The sequence below is a fragment of the Lentzea sp. NPDC004782 genome (assembly GCF_040609115.1).
Classification (GTDB): Bacteria; Actinomycetota; Actinomycetes; order Mycobacteriales; family Pseudonocardiaceae; genus Lentzea.
Window position 1 is genome coordinate 32,238 of sequence record NZ_JBEXJN010000044.1, and the last position, 26,411, is coordinate 58,648.

Genomic DNA, 26,411 nt, shown 5'->3' on the forward strand with positions numbered 1-26,411 from the left:
ATGGGCACGACGGGGTGTACTGACCTGATGATGCTGCTGCATCTGACCGGGCACGCGCTGGAAACGGAACTGACGGCGAGGCTCGCGGAGATCGGACTGACTCCGCGGGCCCGCTGCGTGCTGTCCAGCGCTCTCGACGCGGGGCGCACGCAGTCGGAGATCGCCGACGACGTCAGCATCGACAAGACGACCATGGTCGTGACGCTGGACGCCCTGGAGCAGGCCGGGTACGCCGAGCGTCGGCCGTCACCCACGGACCGTCGTGCCCGCGTCGTCGTGGTGACCGAACTGGGCCGGGAGATCACGGAGAAGGCCGACCAGGTCGTGGCCGACGTCTACGAGAGCGTCCTGGGTTCGCTGCCTGCTGACGAGCGGGAAGGCCTGGTCAAGGGCCTGACTCGGCTGCTGGAAGGCCGGTTGGGCACCCCGATGCCGTGCGAGAAGCCGCCGCGCAGGCGTGCTCTGCGTCATGCCGTTGGGTAATAGATAGTCCCGTACAAAACTATCTGCTACGGTCTCTCTTATGAATCCAGGGGGACCGAAGACCGACTCGCGCTGGCTCGCGCTGATCGTGCTGTGCGCCGGCATGCTGATGATCGTTCTCGACCAGACGATCGTGAACGTGGCTCTGCCCGCGATCGACGCAGACCTCAAGTTCGGCCAGGCGGGCCTCGCCTGGGTCGTGAACGCGTACCTGATCGCCTACGGCGGTCTGCTGCTGCTCGCCGGACGCCTGGGCGACCTGATCGGGCACAAGAAGGTGTTCCTGATCGGCCTCGGCGTCTTCACGGTCGCGTCGCTGGCGTGCGGCGTGTCCTTCAGCTCCGAGATGCTGATCGTCGCCCGCTTCGTGCAGGGCGCCGGCGGTGCGCTGGCCACGTCCGTGACGCTCGGCATGGTCGTGACGATGTTCCCCGAGCCCGACGAACAGAGGCGTGCCATCGGCATCTTCAGCTTCGTCGCGGCGGCGGGTGCGTCCATCGGCCTGTTGCTGGGTGGCGTGCTCACGGACTCCATGTCGTGGCACTGGATCTTCTTCGTGAACATCCCTATCGGCATCGTGGCGGCCGTCGCCGCGGTCCGGCTGGTGCCTTCGTCGGTGGGGCTGGGACTGCGCGAGGGCGCGGACGTCGTCGGCGCGCTGCTGATCGTGGCCGCGGTGATGCTCGGCGTGTACACGATCGTGAAGGCGGAGCACTACGGCTTCGGCTCGCTCCACACGCTCGGTCTGGGTGTCGTTGCGGTGGCGTTGCTGGCGGGATTCGTCGTGCGCCAACGGACCGCTTCGAAGCCGCTGCTGCCGTTGCGGGTGTTCAAGTCCCGCAACGTGACCGGCGCGAACCTGGTGCAGATCTCGATGGTCGCCGGCATGTTCGGCCTGTTCTTCCTCGGCACGCTCTACATGCAGCTGGTGCTGTCGTACTCGCCGTTGGAGATCGGCCTGGCGTTCATGCCCGTGGCCGGCGCGATCGCGGTGTTCTCCGTGTCGCTGTCGGCGCGGCTGAACTCCCGGTTCGGCGAGCGGAACATGCTGATCGTGGGCCTCGTGCTGATGCTGGTCGGCATGGTGGTGTTCACGCAGGTACCGGTCGACGGCTCCTACTTGACCGACATCCTGCCCGCGGTGGCGCCGCTCGGTGTCGGTCTGGGGCTGTCGTTCCCCGCGTTGATGACGCTGGCGATGTCCGGGGCCTCGCCCGACGAGGCCGGGCTGGCCTCCGGTCTGGTGAACACGACCGCCCAGGTGGGTGGCGCGCTGGGCCTCGCGGTGCTGGCGACCACCTCGACGGCGTACACGTCGTCGCTGCTGGCTTCGGGCGCCGGGCGGTTGGAGGCGCTGACCTCGGGCTTCCACCTGGCGTTCTGGATCAGCGCCGGGCTCGTGGCGGTGGCGCTCGGCCTGGCGGTGTTCGTGCTGCGCCAGGTCGTCGCCGCACGGGATTCGGGGCCGGTGCTGGTGCACTAGCCGCTGTGGCCGGTGTGGCGTTCGCTACCCTGTCGGCACTTCCCGTTCCTGTTTTGCAAGGAGTTGTACCGTCGTGTCCGAGCGCACCCTGGTTCTCGTTAAGCCCGATGGCGTTGAGCGTGGTCTGGTCGGCGAGGTGATCGCCCGCATCGAGCGCAAGGGCCTGAAGCTCGCCGCGCTGGAGCTCCGCACCGCCGACCGCGCCACCGCCGAGCAGCACTACGCGGAGCACGACGGCAAGCCGTTCTACAACGACCTCGTCGACTTCATCACCGGTGGGCCGTTGGTCGCGCTGGTGGTCGAGGGCGTGCGGGCCATTCCGGCCTTCCGCCAGCTCGCCGGTGGGACCGACCCGGTCGAGAAGGCCACGCCCGGCACGATCCGTGGCGACTTCGGGCTGGAGGTCCAGTACAACCTGGTGCACGGGTCGGACTCGCCCGAGTCGGCCGAGCGGGAGATCAAGATCTGGTTCCCGAACCTCTGACGGTTCAGGTGCGACGACGGCCCCGGCGTGCTCGCCGGGGCCGTTTTCGCGCGCAGCACTCAACCGCGGCGTGGGCTCGAGCCCAGGCCACCTGGCTTGGATCCGTTGAGGACGGTGCCCTCCGGATAGCCGAGCGGCAGGTACATGTCGACGGCGTCCCAACGTTCGTTGCCCACCGCGATGGCGTTCGGCATGCGCCCGTACTCGCGGAACCCGAGGCTTTCGTAGAGCTCGATCGCGCCGTGGTTGTTGCCGCGCGTGCCGAGCACGATGATCTCGATGCCGGCGTTGCGGGCGTTGTCGATGAGGCCCCGCACCACCAGTTTGCCCAGGCCCAGGCCTCGTGCGGCGGGGTGGGCCATGATCTGCTGGATCTCCGCGCGGTGCTGGAACACGGCGGTACCGCCACGGCGCCACAGGCCCACGGCGCGGACCACACCGTCCACAAGGGCCGTGGCGAAGGCGGCGTCGCCGTCGCGGGACTGTTTGAGGACGCCGTCCAGCCAGAGCGAGATGCGTTCGAGGGTCGGGGGTTCGTGGTACCCGACGGCGCCACCGGCCGCGACGACGTCGTGCACGACCGTGTGAATCTCGGCGCGCAACTGGTCGTCAGCCTCTGAAAGCCACCTCAGTTCGATACGCATGCGAAGCATTCTGGCGACTATGCGCCCCAAGGTTGCCGGACATCCCATCAAGCGAGAAGCCGCCCCCGGACGCGGGTGGTCCATCGCGAAGGCAGTTCTGGCTGTCGCTTCGCCGTTGGCCTTCTTCAGCGCGTTCCTGCTGTTGCACTCGTGGTTGCGTGAGCGGCAGATGCTCCGTGCGTTCGGGCTCGTCGACATGCCCGCGAGGCCGGCTGTCGAGTACATGTTGCGCTCCGGTTGGAACGTGATCCTGTGGGCCACGTTCGGAGTGCTGCTGATCTACGCGGCGGTGCTGCTGCTCACGGTCGTTGAGCTGTCAGGAGAAACGCCCGATCGCAGGCGGTGGGCTCGACGAGTCATGGCCGTGACGGCGTTTGCCGGGATGGTCGGGTTGGTGATCGAGGGCGTATCGGATGGGTTTCATCCTCCGATCCTGTTCGGATCGATCGCTGTGCTGTGGGCTTGCTGGTTCCTGTACCGCCGTGTTCGTGCGACCGAGAGGTGGTTTCGCAGTAAGCCGCTCCGCGATCGCATGTACGTCTTCGACGTCGGGTTCGCCGTGCAGGCGATCCTCGTGCTGACCGTGTCGGCGCTCGACGCGACCGAAACCGCGGGCCGTGCTGATGCTGACGTCCTCGCCGAGTCCGCACCTTGGGTCACGGTGCACAGCAACCAACCGTTGATGCTGGATCCGATCGTGCACGGACGCTTCTGCGACCGCGAGGACCGCGGGGCCACTGGTTACCGCTACCACTACGAGGGTTTTCGGCTGATCTGGTCGAACGTGGGCTTTCGGAGTTAGGCGGCTGTGTTGGCCCAGGCCAGATGGACGGCGAGGGTTTCCTCGGCGGTCGGGGCCCGGGGTGTTCCTGGATGAAACCTGGCTGCGATGAGAGTCCTGCGTAGCTTGATGAGCATGTCTTCGTAGGACGGTTCGGTTTTGCTGGTGTACCAGGGTGCGGCCCGGCGGCGGTGGTCGATGTCGCCGGGTTCGTGCCCGTGCAGGGCGTACCAGATGATGATGAGGCTCTGCGTGAGCAGGCCGAAGGGCACCATGCGTCGCACGGAGGTTTCGGTGCGGGTGCGGGCCTGGCCGGCGCCGGTGATGTGCTTGGCGTCGTGGAAGCTGACCTCGATGGGCCAGCGGGCGGCGTAGCGTTCGATGATCTGTCCGGCAGGGGTGGTCAGGTCGGTGGTCAGGATCGCGAGGTCGTAGGGGTGTTTCGGGCGGCGCGGGTCGGGGTCGCGGGTGAGGATCACGCGGACCGGCTGGGTGCGTAGCGGGCCGACCCACAGGCAGCGATGCTCAATGAGCTGGGTGCGGCCGGGGGTGCCGTAGCGGGTCACGGTGACCGTGTGCCAGCCGCCCCTGGCGGCCAGGTCCGCCGGAGTGCCGATCTTGTCGCCGATGAGTTTGGGGCGGCCGTTGGCGCCGGGGACCGGAGTGTGGATCTCGGACAGGGCGGCGTTGGCGCGCAGCGCGACGGTGAGCGTGACGCGGAGATCGAGCGCGCGCCAGTGGCGGGTGCCGTAGAAGCCGTCGGCGACCACGTGGATGTGACGGCCGGGGCACGCTGCGGCGATCAGCTCGGCCAGCTCGCGAGCGGCCTGGGCCTTGGCCGGATCGCCTTTGCGCCACAAGCGGAACAGCACCGGCAGGCAGATCGGCCGGGACAGGAACGGCAGCCACACGATGATCCCCGCGACGACCCAGTTGTTGCCCCAGGCGCAGCTCTTGCGCGGCGCCGGGCTGGTCGGGTCGTGATGCCAGCCGGTGCCGAAGACCTTGCGGCCGCTGCGCCGGAACAGGGTGTCGTCGACCGCGATCGTGACCTCCGCGTCGGCTGCCAGCAGCCGGTCATGGATCAGCGTGACCAGGGCCAGGCCGAGCTGGTCGGCGCACCAGCGGGCTCCGGTGAACAACCAGTAGGCGCGGGAGTGGTGCCAGACCCCGGCCAGCCCGGCGGCGGTGAGCATGCCGGTCACGGTCCGCCGTCCGGTCTGGCTGATCAGCCCGAGGGTGAGCACGGTGAAGGTGCGGAACGACGGGCCGGTGAAACACGGCCGCAGTGTCTGCAGCACGGCCGAGAAGGACGCGGGTAAGGTCTGGGGCTGGAGCATCGGCGGAACTCTCTTCGGAGCGTTATAGGAACCGCCGATGCTCCTTCCATGATCAGCTCAGGTCACGCGGACGCGCCGAGCAACCCCAAAACTCCGAAACTCCACGTCGAACGAGAACCGGGTCTACCTGTTGAGCGCCGGGGGTGATCGCGAGCGGAGAACGGCGATCGAGTTGGACCGCGGCATGGCCCGGTTCGAGTTCCGAAGCGGTGACCGCACCCCGCGACCGGGTTGTCTCGGGCCGTAATTGCGTCGAAAATTGTCAGACCTGTTCGTTAACGTCGGGCGGGTGGAGAACCTCGTCGAGGCCAAGGCGCTGACCAAGCATTTCGGGACGTTCGAGGCCGTGCGCGGCATCGACGTCGAGGTGCGCCGCGGGGAGGCCTTCGGGTTCCTGGGGCCCAACGGGGCCGGGAAGTCGTCGACCATGCGGATGATCTCGTGCGTGTCCGGGCGGACGGGCGGGGAGCTGAAGGTGCTCGGCATGGACCCGGACCGGGACGGGCCGAAGATCCGGGCGCGGATCGGGGTCGTGCCGCAGCTCGACAACCTCGACACGGAGCTGACGGTCCGGCAGAACCTGCAGATCTACGGACGGTACTTCGGGATGTCGCGGCAGCGGTGCCGGGAGAAGGCGGACGAGCTGCTGGAGTTCGCGCAGCTCGTGGACCGGGCGGAGCACGAGGTCGAGCCGCTGTCCGGGGGGATGAAGCGGCGGCTGACCATCGCGCGGTCGCTGGTCAACGACCCGGAGCTGCTGTTGCTCGACGAGCCGACCACCGGGCTGGACCCGCAGGCGCGGCATCTGTTGTGGGACAGGCTGTTCCGGTTGAAGCAGGACGGGGTCACGTTCATCGTCACGACCCACTACATGGACGAGGCCGAGCAGCTCTGCGACCGGCTGGTCGTGATGGACGGTGGGCGGATCGCGGCCGAGGGGTCGCCGAGCGAGTTGATCGGCCGGTACTCCACCAGGGAAGTGCTGGAGCTGCGGTTCCCTCCGGGGCAGGAGAAGCCGGAGCTGGCGCGGTTCGCGGAGCGGGTCGAGGCGTTGCCGGACCGGTTGTTGTTGTACACGCAGGACGGGGAGGCGGCCCTGCAGCGAGTGCACGAGCACGGGGTGCAGCCGATTCAGAGCCTGGTGCGGCGCAGTTCGCTGGAGGACGTGTTCCTGCGGCTCACCGGACGGACGTTGGTGGACTGATGCGCACACTCAGGGCGTCGTGGTTCGGCTTCGAGAAGCACTGGACCTGGTACCGGCGCAACTGGCGGGCCACGGCGGTGTCGAGTTTCCTGTCGCCGTTGCTGTTCCTGCTGGCGCTCGGGTTCGGGTTCGGGTCGCAGGTGCAGTCCACCGCGTTGATCGGGGGCGTGCCGTACCTGCAGTACCTCGCGCCCGCGCTGGTCGTCATCACGGCCGTGCAGGGCGCCACGTTCGAGTCGACGTACGCGATCATGTCGTCGTTCCTGTGGCAGAAGACGTACATCGGCATGGTGGCCACCCCGATCACGCCTGCCCAGGTGCTCTACGGGCAGGTGCTGTGGAACGGGGTGCAGCTGTTCGCGCGGTCGGCGGTGTTCGTGGTCGTCGCGGCGGTGCTCGGTGCGGCGGCCGGTCCGGCCGTCGTGTGGTCGGTGCTGTTCGCGACGCTGGCCGGGCTCGCGTTCAGCTGTCCGCTGATCGCCTACAGCGCGACGCTGGACAAGCCGGACAGCTTCAACGTGATCTTCCGGTTCGTGCTCATGCCGATGACGCTGTTCACCGGGGCGTTCTTCCCGGTCAGCCAGCTGCCGGGCTGGTTGCTGCCGCTGGTGTGGCTCACCCCGGCGTGGCACGGCATCGAGCTCGCGCGTGGGACCACGTTCGGCACGCTGGGGCTCCTGCCCGCGCTCGGGCACGTCGCCTACCTGCTCGCCATGGCCTCGGCGGGCCTGTTCTTCGCCGCTCGTTCCTTCCATCGCAGGCTGGCGGTGTGACATGACCCAGACCCTCAACCGCGCGAACGGTGCCGCGCCCGCCAGCGTCGGCCTGTTGTGGCGGGTGATTCCGCCCGGTCTCTACGGCGGCAGGGCCAGCACGCTCGTCGAACGGGCGGCGCTGGTGAACCGGCGTGCGTGGTTCGTGCTCGTCGGCGGGGCGTTCGAGCCGATGTTGTTCCTGTGGTCGCTCGGCCTCGGGTTCGGGCAGTTCGTCGCCTCGGTCGCGGGGCCGGACGGGCGGCCGGTCAGCTACGCCGCGTTCGTGGCGCCCGCCCTGCTGGCGGCGTCGGCGATGAACGGCGCGGTGTACGACGCGACGTTCAACGTGTTCTTCAAGTTCAAGTACGCCAAGCTGTACGACGCGATGCTGGCCACGCCCATGGGGCCGTTCGACATCGCGATGGGCGAGATCGCCTGGGCGCTGCTGCGCGGCGGGTTGTACTCGGCGGGCTTCCTCTGCGTGATGCTCGGGATGGGGCTGATCGCCTCGCCGTGGGCGTTGCTCGCGCTGCCGGCGGCATTGCTGGTGGCGTTCGCGTTCGCGGCGGTCGGGATGGCGGCCACGACGTTCATGCGGTCGTGGCAGGACTTCGACCTGGTGCAGCTGGCGGTGCTGCCGATGTTCCTGTTCTCGACCACGTTCTACCCGCTGTCGGTCTACCCCGGCTGGTTGCAGGCGGTGGTCAGCTGGACGCCGCTCTACCACGCCGTCGAGCTCATGCGCGGGCTCACGCTGGGTGTCGTCGGGTGGGGGATGCTCGGCCACGTCGCCTATTTCGCCGTGCTGGCGGCCGTGGGGACCGTGGTGGCGGCGAGGCGCCTGGGGAAGTTGTTGCTCGACTGACCGCGATTGGGTGCGGCACGCGCGGGGCCGTTACTCTGGAAGCGTGAGTGTCGAGTCTGTTTTCCCCAGGTTGGAGCCTCTGCTGCCGCGGATCTCCAAGCCGGTGCAGTACGTCGGCGGGGAGCTCAACGCGACCGTCAAGGACTGGGACGCGGCGTCCGTGCGCTGGGCGTTGATGTACCCCGACGCGTACGAGGTGGGGCTGCCCAACCAGGGCGTCATGATCCTCTACGAAATCCTCAACGAGCTGCCCGACGTGCTCGCCGAGCGCACCTACGCCGTGTGGCCGGACCTCGAAAAGCTCATGCGTGAGCACGGGGTTCCGCAGTTCACCGTGGACGCGCACCGGCCGTTGAAGGCGTTCGACCTGATGGGCATCAGCTTCGCGACGGAGCTGGGCTACACGAACATGCTGACGGCGCTGGACCTCGCGGGCATCCCGCTCCACTCGGCCGAGCGCACCGAGGACGACCCGATCGTGGTCGCCGGTGGGCACGCGGCGTTCAACCCCGAGCCGATCGCGGACTTCATCGACGCGGCGGTGCTCGGCGACGGCGAGGAGGCCGTCCTCGAGATCACCGAGATCGTGAAGACCTGGAAGGCCGAGGGCCGCCCCGGCGGCCGCGACGAGGTGCTGACCAGGCTCGCCGAGACCGGCGGCGTGTACATCCCGCGCTTCTACGACGTCGAGTACCTGCCCGACGGCCGCATCCAGCGCGTGGTGCCGAACCGCGACCGCGTGCCGTACCGCGTGTTCAAGCGGACCACGATGGACCTCGACGCGTGGCCGTACCCGAAGCAGCCGCTGGTGCCGCTCGCCGAGAGCGTGCACGAGCGGATGAGCGTCGAGATCTTCCGCGGCTGCACGCGCGGCTGCCGGTTCTGCCAGGCGGGCATGATCACCCGCCCGGTGCGCGAGCGGTCCATCGAGGGCATCGGCGCCATGGTCCAGAAGGGACTGGAGGCGACCGGGTTCGAAGAGGTCGGCCTGCTGTCGCTGTCGAGCGCCGACCACAGCGAGATCGCGGAGATCACCAAGGGTCTCGCGGACCGCTACGAGGGCACCAACACGGGCCTGAGCCTGCCGAGCACGCGCGTCGACGCGTTCAACATCGACCTGGCGAACGAGCTGTCCCGCAACGGAAGGCGCTCGGGTCTCACCTTCGCGCCCGAGGGCGGCAGCGAGCGGATGCGCCGCGTCATCAACAAGATGGTGTCCGAAGAGGACCTCATCCGCACGGTGTCGGCCGCGTTCTCCAACGGCTGGCGGCAGGTGAAGCTCTACTTCATGTGCGGCCTGCCCACGGAGGAAGACGAGGACGTCCTGCAGATCGCGGAGATGGCCAAGAACGTCATCCGCGCCGGCCGCCAGGCCAGCGGCCGCAACGACGTCCGCTGCACCATCTCGATCGGCGGGTTCGTGCCCAAGCCGCACACGCCGTTCCAGTGGGCCGCCCAGTGCGACCCGGACACGGTCGACGACCGCCTGCGCAAGCTCCGCGAGGCCGTGAACGCCGACCGCAGCCTCGGCCGCAACATCGGCATGCGCTACCACGACGGCAAGCCCAGCCTCATCGAAGGCCTGCTCAGCCGCGGTGACCGCCGCATCGGCAAGGTCATCGAGGCGGTGTGGCGCGACGGCGGCCGGTTCGACGGCTGGACCGAGCACTTCAGCTACGAGCGCTGGACCACCAAAGCGGCGGAACAGCTGGAGCCCCTGGGCGTCGACCTCGCCTGGTTCACCACCCGCGAGCGCGAGGAGCTGGAGGTCCTGCCCTGGGACCACCTCGACTCGGGCCTCGACAAGGAATGGCTCTGGGCCGACTGGCAGGACGCGCTCGACGAGCGCGAGCAGGACGACTGCCGCTGGACGCCGTGCTTCGACTGCGGTGTGTGCCCGGCGATGGGCACCGACATCGAGGTCGGCCCGACGGGCCGCAAGCTGCTGCCGATCTCGCCGGTCGGCGTCGGCTCGCCGGTGAAGAACCCGGCTCTCACTCCTTGACGGGCCTCCTCGTCTGCCTGGCCAGCCTGCGCAGGGTCCGCGAGGCGGACGAGGAGGGATCGGCCGTGATCAGGACGACCTCCAGGTCTTCCTCGGGCACGAGCAGGACGTCGCAGTTCAGCCGCAGCGGGCCGACGTCCGGGTGGTCGACGGTCTTGGTGCGGTGCCGGGGAGCGTGGACCGGTCGCAGCTGCCAGATCCGCCGGAACTCCTCGCTGCCCGCGTGCAGTTCGGTCAGCAGGGCGGCCAGCTGCGGGTCCCGCGGGTAGCGGTCGGCGGCCCGGCGCAACCGCGCCACGACGATGTGCCCGAACTCCTCGGTGCTGGAGCTGTCGTACCTCCGCTCGGAGTCCAGGAAGCGGCGCCGGGCCAGGTTCGGCGTCCCGCCGGAGAGGTCGTCGCCGAGCAGTGCCCGGGCCAGGGGGTTCCAGGCGACGACGTCGTACGCCGCGTCGGTGACGATGGCAGCGGTCTGCGGCAGTCGCTGGAGCATGTGGGCCACGTGTGCGGGTACCTGTCGCACGGCGTTGCCGCCGGGTGGCGCACTCGATCCCGCCAGTCGGAACAGGTGGCTGCGCTCGGCCGGTGTGAGTCGCAGTGCCCCGGCCAGCGCTTCCAGGATCCGGGTCGACGGCCGTGGTCCGCGGGCCTGCTCCAGCCGCGTGTAGTAGTCGACCGACATGTGAGCGAGGTTCGCCACCTCTTCGCGGCGCAGCCCCGGCGTGCGGCGGGCGGTGCCCGTCGTCCTCAGGCCGATGTCGTGCGGCCGCAGGCCCGCCCGGCGGTCCCGCAGGAAACGGGCCAGTTCCTGCCGCGCCATGCCGGCCTCCCGCCTGGTACAGGTTGTCCCTGGCAGGGCGCCCCACCACCAGGGAACCGTGGTTGCCATGAACGATCGCACAGCTCTGGTCACCGGTGCCAACAAGGGCATCGGCAAGCACATCGCCCGGCTGCTCGCCGACGAAGGCCTCACCGTGTACGTGGGCTCCCGCGACCCCGGTCGCGGACAGCGGGCCGTCGAGGAGATCGGTGCCGGCGCCCGGCTGCTGGTCCTCGACGTGACGGATCCCGACGGCATCGCACAGGCCGCGGCTCGGGTGGACCGGCTGGACGTGCTGGTCAACAACGCGGGTGTCGCCCTGTCACTCGCCCCGCCCGCCGACACCGGCGTCGAGGAGTTCCGGCGCACGTACGAGACCAACGTGTTCGGGGTGGTGGCGGTGACCAACGCGTTCCTGCCGGCACTGCGCCGGTCTGCGCACCCGCGCATCGTCAACATCTCGAGTGGCACCGCGTCGCTGACCTGGAGTGCGGAACCCAATCCGCAGTTCACCCCCGGAAGTGGTGGCGCCGCCGCCTACCGCTCGGCCAAGGCGGCCCTCAACGCCCTCACCGTCTTCTACGCCCAGACGCTGGCCGACGAGGGCTTCAAGGTCAACGCGCTCGCCCCCGGCCTGCGGGCCACCGACTTCGCCCAGAGGGCCGCCGCTGCCGGCGGCGACCCGGCCGAGGCCGCCCGCGGTGCCCTCCGCCTGGCCCTGCTGCCGGACGACGGCCCCACCGGTGGCTTCTGGTCGTGGGACGGAACGCCCGTGCCCTGGTGACCTGCTACCTGGTGACGGCGGCCAGCGCGTCGACCAGGCCGTGGCCGTAGAAGGAGTTGTACTCCGAGTAGCCCGTGCAGAACGCGTCCTGCACACCTGTGCCGTTGAGGTCGTAGTCCGCCGGGCACGCCAGCGTCTCGGCCTGCGCGTTCAGCATCCGCCCCAGCGTCACCGCGTCGGTGTCGGGATGCGTCGACGCGATCAGCGCGGCCACCCCGGCCGCGTGCGGGGTCGCCATCGACGTGCCGCACGAGTAGTCGTAACCCGACGGCACGGTCGAGAGCACGCATCCGCCCGGTGTCCGGGAGTCGCCGCCCGGCGCGGTCACGTCGATGGTGCCCAGGCCGTACGAGCTGTACCCGGCCTTGGTCTTGGTCGACTCGACGGCCGACACGCCGACGACGTTCTTGAGCTGCGCCGGCAGCACCACGCACGTCGAGTCGACCACCCGCGTCTGAGCGTCGCCGTTCGTCGGCGACACCGAGTCACGCCCCGGCCGGGACAGGTCGGCGGCGTTGTTGCCGGCCGCCGCGACCGTCAGCACGTTGCGGGACGTGGCGTAGTCGACGGCACGGCGCACGGCCTCGTAGATCACGCGCTGACCGGGCTCGCTCTGGCACGTGAACAGGTACGGGTCGATGAAGTAGCTGTTGTTGGTGATGGTCATCCGCTGCTCGGCGGCCCACATGAAGCCGCACACGGCGTACTCGGGGTAGATGAAGCCGTCGTCGTCGACGACCTTCACGGACGCGATGCGCACGCCCGGTGCGACGCCCGTGGTGCCGCGGCCGTCGTCAGCGGCGGCGATGGTGCCCGCGACGTGCGTGCCGTGCGCGGAGGTCGTCGGTGCCCAGGCGGAAGGCGACGGGTCCGGCTTTCCGGTCAAACAGCCCGCGGACAGCTCCGGGGCCAGCGCCGGGACCAGGTCGGGGTGGTGCGGGTCGATGCCGGAGTCCAGCACGCCGACGACCACGGACTTCGACCCCGTGCTGATCTCGTGCGCGGCGGGGGCCTTGATGAGATCCATGTCCCACTGTTCGCCAGAGCGCTGTCCGGACGGCCGGAACAGCTCGGTGTCGTCCTTCTTGCGCTGCACCGAACGCTTGCCGACGCGCTCGGCCTGCGCGCTGTACGCGCGCTGCGGGCCGATCAGCTTGAGGAACGACGGGTCGGGAGAGGTCGCCACGGCGACCCCGATCTCCGGGTAGTACACGGTGGTGGCGCCACACGCCCGCGCGATCTCCGCGTTCGCCATCTCAGCGGGTGTGAGCTGCGAGAACACCACCAGATAGCGCAGCGTCGGCCCCGGTTGGATGCACGAGTCGGCGCTCGGCTCGGCGCCCGCGGGCAGGGACGCCGCCATGCACCCGGCCGCGAGCAGGGCGGTCAGCGCCGCAGCCCGTGCGCGGTGGAGCAGAGGCACCGGGGACCTCCAGGTCGGCAAGGCGTCCAGTCAGCCGGACCGTAGCCACGCGCAACGATCTAGACAAGCTGAACGTTCTGAATCAGGTTCACGGTACCGTCCTCCTGGACGAACAGCCTGCGCCGATGGGACCGCTCACCCGTCGGAACACCTCATGGGAGCACCACTGAGCCGCCATCAGCCCAACAACCCTTCGGCCGCCGCCGTGCAGAAACTGCGCCTCCGCTACACCAAGCGGGGGAGGTTGCGTTTCACCTCGCACCGCGACATCGCTCGTACGTTCGAGCGTGCGCTGCGCAGGGCCGGAGTGCCCATGGCGTATTCGCAGGGCTTCAGCCCTCACCCGAAGGTGTCGTGGGTGGGTGCCGCACCGACCGGCGTCGCCAGCGAGGCGGAGTACGTCGAGGTGTCGGTCGTCGAACGGGTCGACCCGGAGGCGCTGAAGATCGCGCTCGACGAGGCGCTGCCACCCGGCATCGACGTGGTCGACATCGTGCAGGCGCGCGGTGGCAACCTCACCGAGCGCATCGACGCGAGCGAGTGGCGGATCGAGCTCGACGGGGTGGAACCCGAAGCGCTCGCGGCCGCGGTCGGCGTCTTCCTCTCGCGGGAGCGGGTCGAGGTCGAGCGTCTGACCAAGGACGGCAAGAAGATCATCGACGTGCGGCCCGCGGTCGTGTCGGCACTGGTCGAACCACGTTCGAGCGACGCCGGACACGATGAGGCCGGATTGTCACAACCGTGTGGGATACTCATGACGGTCGTTCGGCAGGTAACGCCTACCGTCCGACCCGACGACGTGCTGAATGCGCTTCGTGTCCTCGCCGATCTCGTGCCGCCGGTACCTGCGAGAGCAACCCGGATGGCGCAGGGACGGCTCGACGGCGAAGGCAGGCTGGTGGACCCGCTCCAACAGGACAGAGAGTCCTGACGCAGAGGAGCGCCGGAACGTCCAGTCGCGACGCATCAGGAGGAGCGGCGCTGAGGGTGGCGTCGTCGTGGGACCTGCGCAAGCGTGCGCCCGGTGAGGCGCCACGCCGCTGCGCGCGAGGCAAGGATTCCCGCCGCGAGCAGCGGTGGAGAGAGACAAGAGAGGCCCCTGCGCGGCCGCGTCCTCACGGGACGCGCCCGGGGGTGGAGGAGCTGCATGTCGAACAAGGACAAGCCTGCCGGCCGGGCCGGCGGGCAGGGCGTGGTATCCGCACGCCCTGAGCTGGCAGATCTGCCGGACAAGCTGCGGGTGCACGCGCTGGCGAAGCTGCTGGACGTCTCCAGCAAGGACGTGATGACGGCGCTGGCCGACCTCGGCGAGGTCGCCCGCAGCGCGCAGTCGAGCGTGAGCCGCGACGTCGCGCTGAAGGTGGCCGAGACGCTGCTGGACTGGGACGACGTCGTCACCGGTGAGATCACCGAGGACTACGAGGCCCCCGCGGTCCCGGCGTTCGAGGCACCGGCGCTCGCGCCGGTCTTCGCCGCGCCGAGCGCGGTGTTCCTGCCGCCTCAGCCGATCGAACGGCCCAAGGCCGCCGCCTCGCCGTTCGTCGTCGAGGAGCCGGTGGTCGAGGACGAGAAGTCCGTCGGCGAGATCGCCGCGGACGAGCTCGACGCCGCCGAGGCCGAAGCCGAGGGTGACGACGAGGGCGAGGGCCGTCGCCGGCGCCGCCGCGGCCGTCGTGGCCGTGGCCGCGGCAAGGGTGCCGAGGCCGATGCGGGCGAGGAGTCCGAGGACGGCGCCGAGGAGGCCGAGGCCGCCGAGACCGAGGCCGCCGACGAGGTGTCCGACGACGAGGGCGACGAGAGCTCGACCCGCCGGCGCCGCCGTCGCCGCCGCCGCAAGACCGGCGCGGACGACGAGGCGACCTCCGAGGACGACCCGCCGAACACGGTGGTGCACGTCCGCGAGTCCCGCGACGCGCGCGACGACAAGGCCGACTCCGAGGCCGCGCAGAGCGAGGTCCGCAGCATCCGCGGCTCGACCCGGCTGGAGGCCAAGCGCCAGCGCCGCCGGGACGGTCGCGAGGCCGGCCGCCGCCGCGCCCCGGTGCTGACCGAGGCCGAGTTCCTGGCCCGCCGCGAGGCCGTGAACCGCACGATGGTGGTGCGCGAGCGCGGCGACCGCACCCAGATCGGTGTGCTGGAAGACGGCGTGCTGGTCGAGCACTTCGTCACGTCGTCGGGCAGCGGCTCGATCGTCGGCAACGTCTACCTGGGCCGCGTGCAGAACGTGCTGCCGAGCATGGAGGCCGCGTTCATCGACATCGGCCGCGGTCGCAACGCCGTGCTGTACGCCGGTGAGGTCGACTGGGACGCCGCCGGTCTCGAGGGCAAGTCCCGCAAGATCGAACAGGCTCTGAGCAGCGGTGACTCCGTGCTCGTCCAGGTCACCAAGGACCCGGTCGGCCACAAGGGCGCGCGCCTGACGACCCAGATCAGCCTGCCCGGCCGCTTCCTGGTCTACGTGCCGGGTGGTGGTGCCACGGGCATCAGCCGCAAGCTGCCGGACAACGAGCGCAAGCGCCTCAAGGACATCCTCAAGAGGGTCGTCCCCGAGGACGCCGGTGTGATCATCCGCACCGCTTCGGAGGGCATCTCCGAGGAGGAGCTGGCCCGTGACGTGACGCGTCTGCAGGCGCAGTGGAAGGTCATCAAGGAGAAGTCCGAGAGCACCTCCACCAAGGCGCCGACGCTGCTCTACGAGGAGCCGGACCTGCTGGTGAAGGTCGTCCGCGACCTGTTCACCGAGGACTTCGCCCAGCTCGTCGTCCAGGGCGACGAGGCGTGGGACGTCATCGACGGCTACGTCCGCCACGTGGCGCCGGACCTGCAGGACCGCCTGAAGAAGCACGTCGGCAACAACGACGCGTTCGTCGAGTACCGCATCGACGAGCAGCTGATGAAGGCGCTGGACCGCAAGGTCTGGCTGCCGTCGGGCGGCTACCTGATCATCGACCGCACCGAGGCGATGACGGTCATCGACGTCAACACCGGCAAGTTCACCGGATCGGGCGGAAACCTCGAAGAGACGGTGACGCGCAACAACCTGGAGTCGGCGGAGGAGATCGTCCGCCAGCTCCGGCTGCGCGACATCGGCGGCATCATCGTCATCGACTTCATCGACATGGTCCTGGAGTCGAACCGCGACCTGGTGCTGCGCCGCCTGACCGAGTGCCTGGGCCGCGACCGCACGCGTCACCAGGTCGCCGAGGTCACCTCGCTCGGCCTGGTGCAGATGACCCGCAAGCGGGTCGGCACCGGTCTGCTGGAGGCGTTCAGCCAGACGTGTGAGCACTGCCGCGGTCGTGGCGTGATCGTGTCCACCGAGCCCGTGCACTCGCACGGCGGTGGCAACGGTGGCGGCGGCCAGCAGCAGGCACAGGGCGGTGGCCGCAAGTCGCGCCGCAACAAGGGCGGGTCGGAGCAGGCCGCGGACTCCGCCGAGGTGGTCGAGGCGACCGTCGAGGCACCGGTCGAGGCCGAGCCCGAGGTCGTCGAGCCCGGCGAGCCGGAGGACATCTCCGAGACCGCCGTCGCCGCCGACCAGGAGCACGAGGGCCACGGCGGACGCCGCCGTCGCCGTCGTCGTCGTGACAAGGAGCCGCAGGCGGTCGTCGACGCGGTCGTGGTCGAGGAGCAGGCGCTCAACGGTCACGTGCCGCACGAGACGGCCGAGGCGGACGAGGAGCCTGTCGAGACCCCGGCGGAGGAGCCTGCCGCCGCGGTGATCGAGGAGGCGGCGCCCGAGCTCGTCGAGCCGGTGACGGTGGCCGAGCTGGTCGCCGAGGAGTCGGCCGAGGTCGCGGAGGAGGCCGCCGAGGTGGCCGAGCTCGCCGCTGAGGCCGTCGCAGCCGCCGAGGCCTCCGTGGCGCCGGAACCGGTCGCCGAGCCCGCAGCGCCCGTCGCAGCGGCCCCGGTGACCACTTCCGGTGCCCGTCCGCGCCGCCGTGCGGCCAAGCGCGCCGCCGGTGCTCCGGCCGTGCACGACGTGCCCGCTCCGGTGGTCGTCGAGGTGCCGAAGCAGCCCGAGGTCCAGCTGCCCGCTCCGGTGGTCACCACCACCCGCAGGCGCCGCGCCGTGTCGCGGCCCGCGGGACCGCCGGTCCAGGAGAGCTGAACGCGCTGCGAGCGAGACCGGGGTCGCCTTCACGGGCGGCCCCGGTTTTGCGTTGTGAGGGATGGCACAGCCTGCGCGAACGCGATCAGGGCACCCCGGTTTGCCCCGGCTGTACCCACTCCCGTAACCTTGTTGACGGCCCGTTATCCGACGGGTCCTGTCGTGTGCCTCCTCTGGTGATTCTCCCATTGGATGGCGCATGGCCCGTCACCATCGAGTAGCAGGAGACTTCCGTCCTGATGTACGCGATCGTCAAGACCGGCGGCAAGCAGTACAAGGTCGCTGTCGGCGACATCGTCGAGGTCGAGAAGCTCGAGGGCGAGCCGGGCACCGAAATCTCCCTCCAGGCGCTGCTCGTGGTCGACGGCACTGACGTCACCGCTGACGCGGCGGCCCTGGAGAAGTTCTCGGTGACCGGCAAGGTCGTCGAGCACACCAAGGGTCCCAAGATCCGCATCCACAAGTTCAAGAACAAGACCGGCTACCACAAGCGCCAGGGTCACCGCCAGAAGCTGACCCGCGTCGAGGTCACCGGCATCACCGGTAAGTGAGGACCTGACTTCTCATGGCACACAAAAAGGGTGCGTCCAGTTCCCGCAACGGCCGTGACTCCAACCCCCAGTACCTGGGTGTGAAGCGGTTCGGCGGTCAGGTCGTCAAGGCCGGCGAGATCCTGATCCGCCAGCGCGGCACCAAGTTCCACCCCGGCGTCGGTGTGGGCATCGGCAAGGACGACACGCTGTTCGCCCTGCAGCCGGGTGCGGTGGAGTTCGGCATGAAGCGCGGTCGCAAGACCGTCAACATCGTCCCGGTCGCGGTCTGAGGACCGTTTTCCGCGACGTAGCAATACCTCTGCGAGGGGCGGGACCGGTCTTCCGGCACCGCCCCTCGTTGCTTGTCCAAGACTTTGAGAGGAAGTAGTTCCGTGGCCCGCTTCGTAGACCGGGTGGTGATCCACGCTGCCGCCGGCAACGGGGGCAACGGTTGCGCTTCTGTGCACCGCGAGAAGTTCAAGCCGCTCGGCGGCCCGGACGGCGGCAACGGCGGCAAGGGCGGCGATGTCGTCCTCGTCGTCGACTCGCAGGTGCACACCCTGCTCGACTTCCACTTCCGCCCGCACGCCTCGGCCACCAACGGCAAGGCGGGCGCGGGTGCGAACCGCGACGGCGCGAACGGCGAGGACCTGATCCTGCGCGTCCCGGACGGCACCGTGGTGCTGACCGAGGACGGCGAGATCGTCGCGGACCTCGTCGGCGAGGGCACCCAGCTCATCGCGGCCGCCGGTGGCCGTGGTGGTCTCGGCAACGCCTCGCTCGCGTCGAAGGCCCGCAAGGCCCCCGGTTTCGCGTTGCTCGGCGAGCCGGGCGAGACGCGCGACCTGGTGCTGGAGCTCAAGTCCGTCGCGGACGTCGGCCTGCTCGGCTTCCCGTCGGCCGGCAAGTCGTCGCTGATCTCGGTGCTCTCCGCGGCGAAGCCGAAGATCGCCGACTACCCGTTCACCACGCTGGTGCCGAACCTGGGCGTGATCACCGCGGGTGAGACCATCTTCACGATGGCCGACGTGCCCGGCCTGATCCCCGGTGCCTCGCAGGGCAAGGGCCTCGGCCTCGACTTCCTGCGGCACATCGAACGCACCGCTGTGCTCGCCCACGTCGTCGACTGCGCGACGTACGAGCCCGGCCGCGACCCGATCGCGGACATCGACGCGCTGGAGCAGGAGCTCGCGGAGTACACCCCGTCGCTCGGCGGCGACTTCGCCGACCGTCCGCGCGTGGTGATCCTCAACAAGATCGACATCCCGGACGCCAAGGACCTCGCCGACCTCGTCCGCCCGGAGATCGAGGCCCGCGGCCTGCCGGTGTTCGAGGTGTCGACCGTGTCCCGCGAGGGACTGCGTGAACTGACCTTCAAGCTGGCCGAGGTCGTGCGCGAATACCGCGCTGCCCAGCCGAAGAAGGAATCGACCCGCATCGTGCTGCGGCCGACCGCCGTGGACGACGCCGGGTTCACCGTGACCGAGGACCCCTCGGTCGAGGGTGGCTTCGTCGTCAGGGGCGACCGCCCCGAGCGCTGGATCCGCCAGACCGACTTCTCCAACGACGAAGCCGTCGGTTACCTCGCCGACCGCCTGAACAGGCTGGGTGTCGAGGATCAGCTCGTGAAGATGGGCGCCGTCCCCGGCTGCCAGGTCACCATCGGCGACCTGGTGTTCGACTGGGAGCCGACCACTCCGGCGGGCATCGCGATGACGATGACCGGACGTGGCACGGACGCCCGCCTTGAGCGCAACGACCGCATCGGCGCCCACGAGCGCAAGGCCCTGAAGAAGGCCCGCCGCGCGCCCGGCGACTACGGCGACGACTTCGACGAGGAGTAAAACGTGACGGCCCCCGCGGTCTCACAAGCACGGCGAGCGGTCGCTTCGGCGAACCGCATCGTGGTGAAGGTCGGTTCTTCTTCTTTGACCACGGCGGAAGGCGGGCTCGACCCGGCCCGCCTCGACTCGCTGGTCGACGCGGTCGCCGCGCGGTGCGGTGCGGGCAGCCAGGTCGTGCTGGTCTCGTCCGGTGCGATCGCCGCGGGCCTGGCGCCGTTGAAGCTGTTCCGGCGCCCGCGTGACCTCGCCACCCAGCAGGCCGCGGCCAGCGTCGGTCAGCTGACGTTGGCGCACGCCTACGCGAACTCGTTCGGCCGCTACTCGCTCACCGTCGGCCAGGTCCTGCTGACCGCTGACGACGTGGTGCGCCGCGCCCACTACCGCAACGCCCAGCGCACGTTCTCCCGGCTGCTGGCTCTGGGAGCCGTGCCGGTGGTGAACGAGAACGACACCGTGGCCACCGAGGAGATCCGCTTCGGCGACAACGACCGCCTCGCCGCCCTGGTGGCGCACCTGGTCGGCGCCGACGCGTTGTTCCTGCTGTCCGATGTGGACGCGCTCTACTCCGGTGACCCGCGCAAGCCCGGCGCGGTCCGCATCTCGGAGGTCACCGGAGCGTCCGATGTGGACGGTGTGCAGGCCGGAAGCGTCGGCGCGTCCGGTCTCGGCACCGGCGGCATGGCCTCGAAGCTGGCGGCGGCGCGACTCGCCGCGTCGGCGGGCATCCCGGTGCTGCTGGCCGGTGCCTCCGACGCCGGTCGCGCGCTGTCGTCCGCGGACGTCGGCACCGCTTTCGCCGCAACGGGTTCACGTCTCACCGCCCGCCGGTTCTGGCTCGGTTACGCCACCGACGCGAACGGCCGCCTGCACCTCGACGACGGCGCGGTCGCCGCTGTGGTCGGCCGGCGTCGTTCGTTGCTGGCGGCGGGAATCACCGGCGTGGACGGCGACTTCGAGGCCGGTGACGTCGTCGAGTTGGTGAGCCTGGCCGGTGAGGTCGTGGCCCGCGGTGTCGTCTGCTACGACTCGGGGGAGCTGCCGTCGTTGATCGGCCGCAAGACCCACGACCTGCCGGAGGAGCAGCGCCGCGAGGTCGTGCACGCCGACGACCTGGTGCCGCTCGCTAGGTGAGCTCCGCGCCCTTCGTCTCCGGCAACGACAGGACGACGAGGAACGTGATCACCGCGGCGACGGCGACGTACCAGAAGAACACCGTCCCGCCGACGGCCTGGATGACCAGCGGGGCGGTGCCGCCGAACAGCGCGACCGTCAGGTTGTACCAGGCGCCGATGCCCAGTCCGCGCAGCTCGGTGGGGAACAGCTCGCTCATGATCGCGGGCGCGATCGACGTCATCGCCGTGTAGAGCCCGAGGCCGACGCAGAACACGACGACCAGGTTCGCGAGCCCCGGTTCGACCAGCGTCGACAACGGCACGACCAGCAGGGCCATCGCCGCCGACCACACGAGCAGCTGCGGTTTGCGGCCGTACCGGTCGGCCGTCCACCCCAGCGGGTACTGCAGCGCGATGAACACCAGCGTGCCGATCGACAGCGCCAGGAACACGTCGATGTCGCCCGCGCCCTTGGTCTTCACCGCGAACGGCGTCAGCGCGGAGAAGAACGTGTAGAAGCTCAGCGTCGACAGCAACGTGACGCCGACGAGCTGCCCGACCGCCTTCGGGTGCTCCCTGAGCGTGGTCAGCAGCGGGTTGCGGACGCTTTCCGCCTTGGCCCTGTTGTCCTCGAACTGCTCGGTCTCCTTCAGCTCTCGCCGCAACCACAACCCGATCAGCCCGAGCACACCGCCGACCAGGAACGGCACGCGCCACCCGTAGGACGCCATCGCGGCCTTGTCGAGGTTGCGCGACAGCACGAACCCGAGCAGTGACGCGATCAGCACCGCCGCCCCGGTCGAGATGTAGAAGAACGACGAGTACCGCCCGCGACGGTCGGCGGGCGCGATCTCCGCGAGGTACGCCGACGCGTTGGACACCTCGCCGCCGAGCGCCATGCCCTGCGCGATGCGGGCGAGCACCAGCAGCGCCGGTGACAGCCAGCCGACCTGGTCGAACGTCGGCAGCAACCCGATCAGCACCGACCCGCCCGACATCAGCACGATCGTCAGCAGCATCGCGGTGCGCCTGCCTTTGAGGTCCGCGAACCGGCCGAGCAGGTACCCGCCGAGCGGCCGGAAGAAGAACGCGAGCGCGAACGTGGCGAACGTGCTCAGCAGCGCCGCGGCCTCGTTGCCCTTCGGGAAGATCTGCGTGGCGAAGTAGATGCTGAACGCCGTGTAGATGCCCCAGTCGTACCACTCCACCGCGTTGCCGGCGCTCGACGCGACGAGGGTGCGTACGGGCAGTCGATGCGTCTCCGATGTAACCGCCATGGAGGCACCATGTCACACTGAGCAGCGTGCGCTCCATGGGCTTGGTGACCTTGGTGGTCCGCGACTACGACGAGGCGATCCGCTTCTACGTCGACGGTCTCGGGTTCGAGTTGGTGGAGGACACCCCGCAGGGCGACAAGCGCTGGGTCGTGATTTCAGCGGGTGGGGGAGCGAACCTGCTGCTGGCTCAGGCCGACAACGATCAGCAGTCCGGCCGCGTTGGCGACCAGACCGGCGGTCGCGTCGGGTTCTTCCTCACCACCGACGACTTCGACCGCGACCACGCCCGCATGACCGAGTTCGGCGTGCGGTTCCTGGAGACACCGCGCGATGAGGTCTACGGTCGCGTGGCCGTGTTCGAGGACCTCTACGGCAACCGCTGGGACCTGCTTCAGCCCGCCCGCGCCTGACCCGGCGACACCCCGACGATCCGCTTGAACGCCCGGCTGAACGCCGCCTCGGACTCGTAGCCGAGGCCGCGGGCGATCTCGCTGACCGTGCTGTCGCGGTCTTTGAGGCGGTTCATCGCCACGTGCATCCGCCACCGCGTCACGTACCGCATGGCCGGTTCGCCGACGAGATCGGTGAACCGCGCCGCGAACGCCGACCGGGACATCGCGGTCTGGTGCGCCAGCCGTTCGACGGTCCACGGCTGGGCGGGATCGCGGTGGATCAACGCCAGCGCCTGCCCGATCTGCCGGTCCTGCAGCGCACCCAGCCAGCCGGTGCGCGCGGCCGGGTCGGTCGCGAGCCACGAGCGGATCGTCTGGATCACCAGCACGTCGGCGAGCCTGGTGATGACCGCTTCGCCGCCGGGGCGCAGGTTCCGCGCCTCGGCGGCCATCAGGTCGATGGTGGCGCGCATGTCGTCGGCCTGCCGCACGTGCAGCACGTGCGGCAACACCTTGATGAGGTGCTTGGCGGCCGGGTGGTCGAACCGCACCGCACCACACACGAGGTGCGTCACGGCGCCACCGTCGCCGTGACGGAGGATCGCGTAGTTGTCGGTCTCGAACTCGTGCGGCAACGTCGTGACGAGCGGCGTCGGGGAGCTTGCCGAGTCGAACAGCCGGTGGCCCTCGCCGCCGGGCACGAGCAGCACGTCGCCGGGTGCCAGCGAGGTGATCTCGCCGTCGACCTCGATCTCGCAGCGGCCGCTGGTGAGCACGTGGAACCACAGGCAGTCGGCCATGTCGGGCATGGTCACGCCCCACGGCTCGGTGAGCTCGGTCCGGCAGTAGAAGGTGCCGGACATCCTCATCAGGTGCAGCGCCTCGCCCAACGCGTCCGTCATCGTCTGCCTCACCCCGCGATCATCCTGCTGCCCGGACTTTGAGACCGTGCTTGGGGCGCATCGCGGCGACGCTCGTCGGCGTGACGCGCTGCTTCACCAACTCGGGTTTCGGCCTTTGCAGCAACGCTTTCAGCATCACGGTCAGCTCCGTCGTGGCGAGCCCGGCCCCGATGCACCGGTGCGGCCCGCCGCCGAACGGCAGGAACTCGTGCGGCGCCGGCTTGCGCTCCCACCGGTCCGGGTCGAACCGCAGCGGATCCGGCCACACCTCGGCCAGCCGATGCGTGACGTACGGGCTGTACAGCAGGAAGGTGCCCTCCTTGATCTTCTTGCCGGCGAACTCGAACGGCTGCGCCGCCACCCGTGCCGAGAGGACCGCCGGCGGGTAAAGCCGCAACGTTTCGTTGACGACGTTGGCCAGGTACTCGTCGTCCTCCTGCGCGCGTTCCCAAACTCCGTTGTGCCGCAACAGGTTGAACACCGCCCACGCCATCGCGCCGCTGGTCGTCTCGTACCCGGCCGCGATCAGCGTGACGACCTGGTCGCGCACCTCCAGGTCGCTCAGCCCGTCCTTCTCCCGCACCAGTGACGCGAGCACGTGGTCGTCGTCGGCAGTTCCGCCCTGCCGTGCGTCCGCGATCGCCGCGTAGACCCGTGCGTCGACGGCCCTGCGCGCCCGCATCGCGTTGCGCCAGGCCGGTGCCTTCGTCCGCCGCAGCCACGTGACCACCGCGGGGTTCCGGTCGATCAGGTTGATCAGCAGCTGCAGGTGCGCGCCGAAGAAGTCCGCGTCCTGAGCCATCTTCTCGCCGAACAACGCGTGGATCGTGCTGCGCCGGATGGCCCGCCGGAACTCCTGGTAGACGTCCACGACCTGGCCCGGCCGCCACGAGTCGAGCGCCGCCTCGGCGTTGGCCCGCATGACCGGCTCGTAGTTGGCGATCTGCCGGTGCACCAACGCGGGCTGCACCAACCGGCGCCGCCGCTTGTGGTCCTCGCCGTCGCTGACGATCAACGACGTCGGCCCGTCCACCGGCACCAGCACCTGGAACGCGCGCTCCACCTCGAACAGCTCGGAGTTGGCGAACACGAACCGGTTCGCCTCCGGCCCGAGCAGATAGGTGTACGGGCCCATCCGCACCACCGGCCCGAACCTCCGGTGCAGAGCGGAAAGAAGATCTGCCTGCCGGAACCGCACGACGTCCGGAATCATGGCCAAGACAGTGCCACACCGCACCGGGGGACGGTTCGCAATGCCAGCACGGGTTCCGCTACCGACGCTGAACGTCGGCGGTGTGAGCATCGCCTACCGCCTGGACGGGCCACTGGAAGGCACACCGACCGTGCTGCTGCACGCGTTGGCGAGCAGTTCGGCGACGTGGACGCGCTTCACCCGCTCGCTGGTGGCCGCCGGTCGGTTCGTGATCGCTCCGGACCTGCGCGGGCACGGCGGCAGCGCCTGGACCGGCGACTACCGCCTCGACTCGGTGCAACGCGACGTCGTGGGGGTGCTCGACGCGCTGGACATCGCCGAGTTCGACCTCGTCGGCCACTCGCTCGGTGCCCACGTCGCGGCACTGCTCGCGGGTCGCCGCCCGGACCGCGTGCGCAAACTCGTGCTGGAGGACCCACCGCCACCGCCGCGCTCGGGTGAGCCACGCCCGCCCAAGCAGGGCGTGGAGCTGTTCCTGGCACTGCAAGGCCTGTTCCGGCGCGGGTTCGACCGCCGGGTGGTGCCGCAGGTGCTGACCCAGCTCCGCGCACCTGACCCGGTGTGGTGGGACGGCCTCGCCGCGATCAAGGCCCCGACCCTGGTGATCGGCGGCGGCCCGCGCAGCCACGTGCCGCCCGAACGGCTGGTCGAGGTCGCCTGCACGATTCCCGACGCCGAGCTCATCACGATCGACGCAGGTCACCGCATTCACAGCACGCGGCCCGCCGAGTTCCGCGACGCCGTGCTGGAGTTCCTGGCCTGACCTCCGAACGGATCACTTCCCGTGGCGTTCGGTTGAAGTTCGTGCCGCCTCGAACTGCTCGATCCCCGCAGGCGTCACGAAACTGCGCGTGGTAGCCATCGCGGACACGGCGACGTGGCTGTCGAGTGTCCGCAGACTCGCCGTTTCGCCCGGCGTCACACAACTCGTCGTCGCGGTCGGCCAGAACGGCAGCGGCGTGCAGGGCTTCGGCGGCGGCGCACCCGGTGGACCTGGTGGTGCCGTCCGCGACCGCCGCCACCACAACTGCTGGCGCGGTTCACCGAGGAGGACGACCGGCCGGCCACCACCGTGCATCGGTGGGCAGCGGATAGCCCCGCACCGGCCGGTACTTCCGGCGCGACGCCCGCACCAGACCCAGCAGCCAGACCAGACCCACCACCGAAATCGACGCCAGCCCGAGCCACGTGACGACCGTGAAAAGCTCCGCGTGCCGTTGCCACGGCTCGCCCGTGACCACCACGGTGATCACGACGGCGATGCTGTTCATCGAGTCCCACAGCGCGTGCAGCAGGGACACTCCGACGTAGGTCCAGAACAGCCGCCCGGTGAGCAGGAAGTGCTCGCGCGCACTGCGCGAGAACAACACACCACCCAGGATCGCCGTCCACAGCCCGTGCCCGAACGGAGCGAGGAACCCCCGCAACAGCTCGGTCGTGACCAGGTCCATCAACGACAGCCCGTTGTCGGTCAACGTCGCCGTGAGCGCGTACCCGGCCGACTCGAAGGCCGCGAACCCGAACCCGACACTCGCGCCGAGCACCAGCCCGTCCCGCGTGGACTTGTGCACCAGGTGCCGCGTGAGCAGCGCCAGTGCACCGAGCTTGACCGCTTCCTCGATCAGCCCGACACCCACGAACAGCCACGGCGACGGGTGCAGCAGGTACGACTCCAGCAGCGACGCGCCCAGCACACCGAGCACGCCACCGACCGCGAACGTCCTGAACACGATCTCCCCGGTCACCTCACCGGAGTGGCTGTGCTCGAACGCCCAGGTCACGAACGTCGCCGGCGCCAGGAAGCTGCCCAGCAGCACGATCGTCGGAATCAGGTTGGCGTTGCCGGTGAGGTAGGTGATCACCACCGTAGCCACCCACAGCGCCAGCCCCACGAAGAACATCCGCAACCACGACCTGCGCGGGCGAGGCGTGGCTGGTCCGGGCATCACCATGGAC

At 69.7% G+C, this 26,411-nt stretch carries 25 protein-coding genes; 17 read left to right on the forward strand and 8 right to left on the reverse strand.

Annotation, left to right across the window (positions count from 1 at the left end; translation table 11 throughout):
- Positions 1-27: 27 nt before the first annotated feature.
- From ABZV40_RS32970 to ndk, 3 genes are all read left to right on the forward strand, one after another.
- A complete protein-coding gene (locus ABZV40_RS32970) occupies positions 28-483 on the forward strand; it encodes a MarR family transcriptional regulator (RefSeq protein WP_355450407.1) in 456 nt (151 codons plus the stop codon).
- A gap of 40 nt (positions 484-523) precedes the next feature.
- Positions 524-1,966, forward strand: coding sequence for a DHA2 family efflux MFS transporter permease subunit (locus ABZV40_RS32975; protein ID WP_355450410.1), 1,443 nt, complete (start codon positions 524-526; stop codon positions 1,964-1,966).
- A 73-nt stretch (positions 1,967-2,039) separates the two neighbouring features.
- A complete protein-coding gene (gene ndk, locus ABZV40_RS32980) occupies positions 2,040-2,450 on the forward strand; it encodes a nucleoside-diphosphate kinase (RefSeq protein ID WP_112275647.1) in 411 nt (136 codons plus the stop codon).
- Positions 2,451-2,509: 59 nt separating this feature from the next.
- On the opposite strand, the gene ABZV40_RS32985 is transcribed toward ndk, so the two are convergent.
- Positions 2,510-3,094, reverse strand: coding sequence for a GNAT family N-acetyltransferase (locus ABZV40_RS32985; protein WP_355450414.1), 585 nt, complete (start codon positions 3,092-3,094; stop codon positions 2,510-2,512).
- Positions 3,095-3,338: 244 nt separating this feature from the next.
- Here ABZV40_RS32985 and ABZV40_RS32990 point away from each other — a divergent pair, with 244 nt between their 5' ends.
- Positions 3,339-3,896, forward strand: coding sequence for a hypothetical protein (locus ABZV40_RS32990; RefSeq protein WP_355450417.1), 558 nt, complete (start codon positions 3,339-3,341; stop codon positions 3,894-3,896).
- On the opposite strand, the gene ABZV40_RS32995 is transcribed toward ABZV40_RS32990, so the two are convergent.
- Complete coding sequence (locus tag ABZV40_RS32995) at positions 3,893-5,215, reverse strand: transposase (protein ID WP_355450420.1); 1,323 nt, start codon at positions 5,213-5,215, stop codon at positions 3,893-3,895. The two genes, ABZV40_RS32990 and ABZV40_RS32995, sit on opposite strands and share 4 nt — an antisense overlap.
- Positions 5,216-5,504: 289 nt before the next feature.
- On the opposite strand from ABZV40_RS32995, the gene ABZV40_RS33000 reads away from it, so the two are divergent.
- The 4 genes from ABZV40_RS33000 to ABZV40_RS33015 are packed head-to-tail and all read left to right on the forward strand — an operon-like array spanning position 5,505 to position 10,044.
- Positions 5,505-6,419: an ABC transporter ATP-binding protein gene (locus tag ABZV40_RS33000; RefSeq protein WP_355450423.1), complete on the forward strand. Its 915-nt coding sequence runs from the start codon at positions 5,505-5,507 to the stop codon at positions 6,417-6,419.
- The gene (locus ABZV40_RS33005; RefSeq protein ID WP_355450426.1) at positions 6,419-7,192 is read left to right on the forward strand and encodes an ABC transporter permease; all 774 of its coding nucleotides are present in this window, start codon (positions 6,419-6,421) and stop codon (positions 7,190-7,192) included. Before ABZV40_RS33000 ends, ABZV40_RS33005 begins: the two co-directional genes overlap by 1 nt.
- A 1-nt stretch (position 7,193) precedes the next feature.
- Positions 7,194-8,039, forward strand: a complete 846-nt coding sequence (locus ABZV40_RS33010; RefSeq protein ID WP_355450429.1) for an ABC transporter permease — start codon at positions 7,194-7,196, stop codon at positions 8,037-8,039.
- A 43-nt stretch (positions 8,040-8,082) separates the two neighbouring features.
- The gene (locus tag ABZV40_RS33015) at positions 8,083-10,044 is read left to right on the forward strand and encodes a TIGR03960 family B12-binding radical SAM protein (RefSeq protein ID WP_355450432.1); all 1,962 of its coding nucleotides are present in this window, start codon (positions 8,083-8,085) and stop codon (positions 10,042-10,044) included.
- Here ABZV40_RS33015 and ABZV40_RS33020 read toward each other — a convergent pair.
- Positions 10,034-10,864: a helix-turn-helix transcriptional regulator gene (locus ABZV40_RS33020; RefSeq protein WP_355450435.1), complete on the reverse strand. Its 831-nt coding sequence runs from the start codon at positions 10,862-10,864 to the stop codon at positions 10,034-10,036. The two genes, ABZV40_RS33015 and ABZV40_RS33020, sit on opposite strands and share 11 nt — an antisense overlap.
- 67 nt (positions 10,865-10,931) lie before the next feature.
- Between ABZV40_RS33020 and ABZV40_RS33025 the strand changes: the two genes are divergently transcribed.
- Positions 10,932-11,648 carry an SDR family oxidoreductase gene (locus ABZV40_RS33025; RefSeq protein WP_355450438.1) on the forward strand — a complete coding sequence of 239 codons (717 nt, stop codon included), beginning with the start codon at positions 10,932-10,934 and terminating at the stop codon, positions 11,646-11,648.
- A gap of 4 nt (positions 11,649-11,652) precedes the next feature.
- Here ABZV40_RS33025 and ABZV40_RS33030 read toward each other — a convergent pair whose 3' ends face one another.
- On the reverse strand, positions 11,653-13,071 hold the full coding sequence (locus ABZV40_RS33030; RefSeq protein WP_355450441.1) for a S8 family serine peptidase: 1,419 nt from the start codon (positions 13,069-13,071) through the stop codon (positions 11,653-11,655).
- 154 nt (positions 13,072-13,225) lie between these two features.
- Here ABZV40_RS33030 and ABZV40_RS33035 point away from each other — a divergent pair, with 154 nt between their 5' ends.
- The 6 genes from ABZV40_RS33035 to proB all read left to right on the forward strand — a co-directional run bounded on the left by ABZV40_RS33035 (position 13,226) and on the right by proB (position 20,690).
- A complete protein-coding gene (locus ABZV40_RS33035) occupies positions 13,226-14,002 on the forward strand; it encodes a TIGR03936 family radical SAM-associated protein (protein WP_355450444.1) in 777 nt (258 codons plus the stop codon).
- A gap of 216 nt (positions 14,003-14,218) precedes the next feature.
- Positions 14,219-17,182 (forward strand): translation initiation factor IF-2 N-terminal domain-containing protein, encoded by a 2,964-nt coding sequence (locus tag ABZV40_RS33040; RefSeq protein ID WP_355450447.1) that lies wholly within the window; start codon positions 14,219-14,221, stop codon positions 17,180-17,182.
- Positions 17,183-17,421: 239 nt separating this feature from the next.
- The gene (rplU, locus tag ABZV40_RS33045; RefSeq protein ID WP_109642823.1) at positions 17,422-17,733 is read left to right on the forward strand and encodes a 50S ribosomal protein L21; all 312 of its coding nucleotides are present in this window, start codon (positions 17,422-17,424) and stop codon (positions 17,731-17,733) included.
- Positions 17,734-17,747: 14 nt separating this feature from the next.
- Positions 17,748-18,005 (forward strand): 50S ribosomal protein L27, encoded by a 258-nt coding sequence (gene rpmA / locus ABZV40_RS33050; RefSeq protein WP_355450450.1) that lies wholly within the window; start codon positions 17,748-17,750, stop codon positions 18,003-18,005.
- A gap of 102 nt (positions 18,006-18,107) precedes the next feature.
- On the forward strand, positions 18,108-19,559 hold the full coding sequence (gene obgE / locus ABZV40_RS33055; RefSeq protein WP_355450453.1) for a GTPase ObgE: 1,452 nt from the start codon (positions 18,108-18,110) through the stop codon (positions 19,557-19,559).
- Positions 19,560-19,562: 3 nt separating this feature from the next.
- A complete protein-coding gene (gene proB, locus ABZV40_RS33060) occupies positions 19,563-20,690 on the forward strand; it encodes a glutamate 5-kinase (protein ID WP_355450455.1) in 1,128 nt (375 codons plus the stop codon).
- Here proB and ABZV40_RS33065 read toward each other — a convergent pair.
- Entirely contained in the window at positions 20,683-21,948 is a 1,266-nt protein-coding gene (locus ABZV40_RS33065; protein WP_355450457.1) for an MFS transporter, read from the reverse strand. The genes proB and ABZV40_RS33065 overlap by 8 nt on opposite strands.
- Before the next feature lie 35 nt (positions 21,949-21,983).
- Here ABZV40_RS33065 and ABZV40_RS33070 point away from each other — a divergent pair, with 35 nt between their 5' ends.
- A complete protein-coding gene (locus ABZV40_RS33070; RefSeq protein WP_355450459.1) occupies positions 21,984-22,358 on the forward strand; it encodes a VOC family protein in 375 nt (124 codons plus the stop codon).
- Here ABZV40_RS33070 and ABZV40_RS33075 read toward each other — a convergent pair.
- Both ABZV40_RS33075 and ABZV40_RS33080 read right to left on the reverse strand, forming a co-directional pair.
- A complete protein-coding gene (locus ABZV40_RS33075; protein WP_355450462.1) occupies positions 22,340-23,242 on the reverse strand; it encodes an AraC family transcriptional regulator in 903 nt (300 codons plus the stop codon). The two genes, ABZV40_RS33070 and ABZV40_RS33075, sit on opposite strands and share 19 nt — an antisense overlap.
- A gap of 19 nt (positions 23,243-23,261) precedes the next feature.
- Positions 23,262-24,455, reverse strand: coding sequence for a cytochrome P450 (locus tag ABZV40_RS33080; protein WP_355450465.1), 1,194 nt, complete (start codon positions 24,453-24,455; stop codon positions 23,262-23,264).
- A gap of 40 nt (positions 24,456-24,495) precedes the next feature.
- On the opposite strand from ABZV40_RS33080, the gene ABZV40_RS33085 reads away from it, so the two are divergent.
- Positions 24,496-25,218 carry an alpha/beta hydrolase gene (locus tag ABZV40_RS33085; RefSeq protein ID WP_355450468.1) on the forward strand — a complete coding sequence of 241 codons (723 nt, stop codon included), beginning with the start codon at positions 24,496-24,498 and terminating at the stop codon, positions 25,216-25,218.
- Between the two features lie 277 nt (positions 25,219-25,495).
- Here ABZV40_RS33085 and ABZV40_RS33090 read toward each other — a convergent pair whose 3' ends face one another.
- Positions 25,496-26,401 carry a PrsW family glutamic-type intramembrane protease gene (locus ABZV40_RS33090; protein ID WP_355450471.1) on the reverse strand — a complete coding sequence of 302 codons (906 nt, stop codon included), beginning with the start codon at positions 26,399-26,401 and terminating at the stop codon, positions 25,496-25,498.
- Between the last annotated feature and the right edge of the window lie 10 nt (positions 26,402-26,411).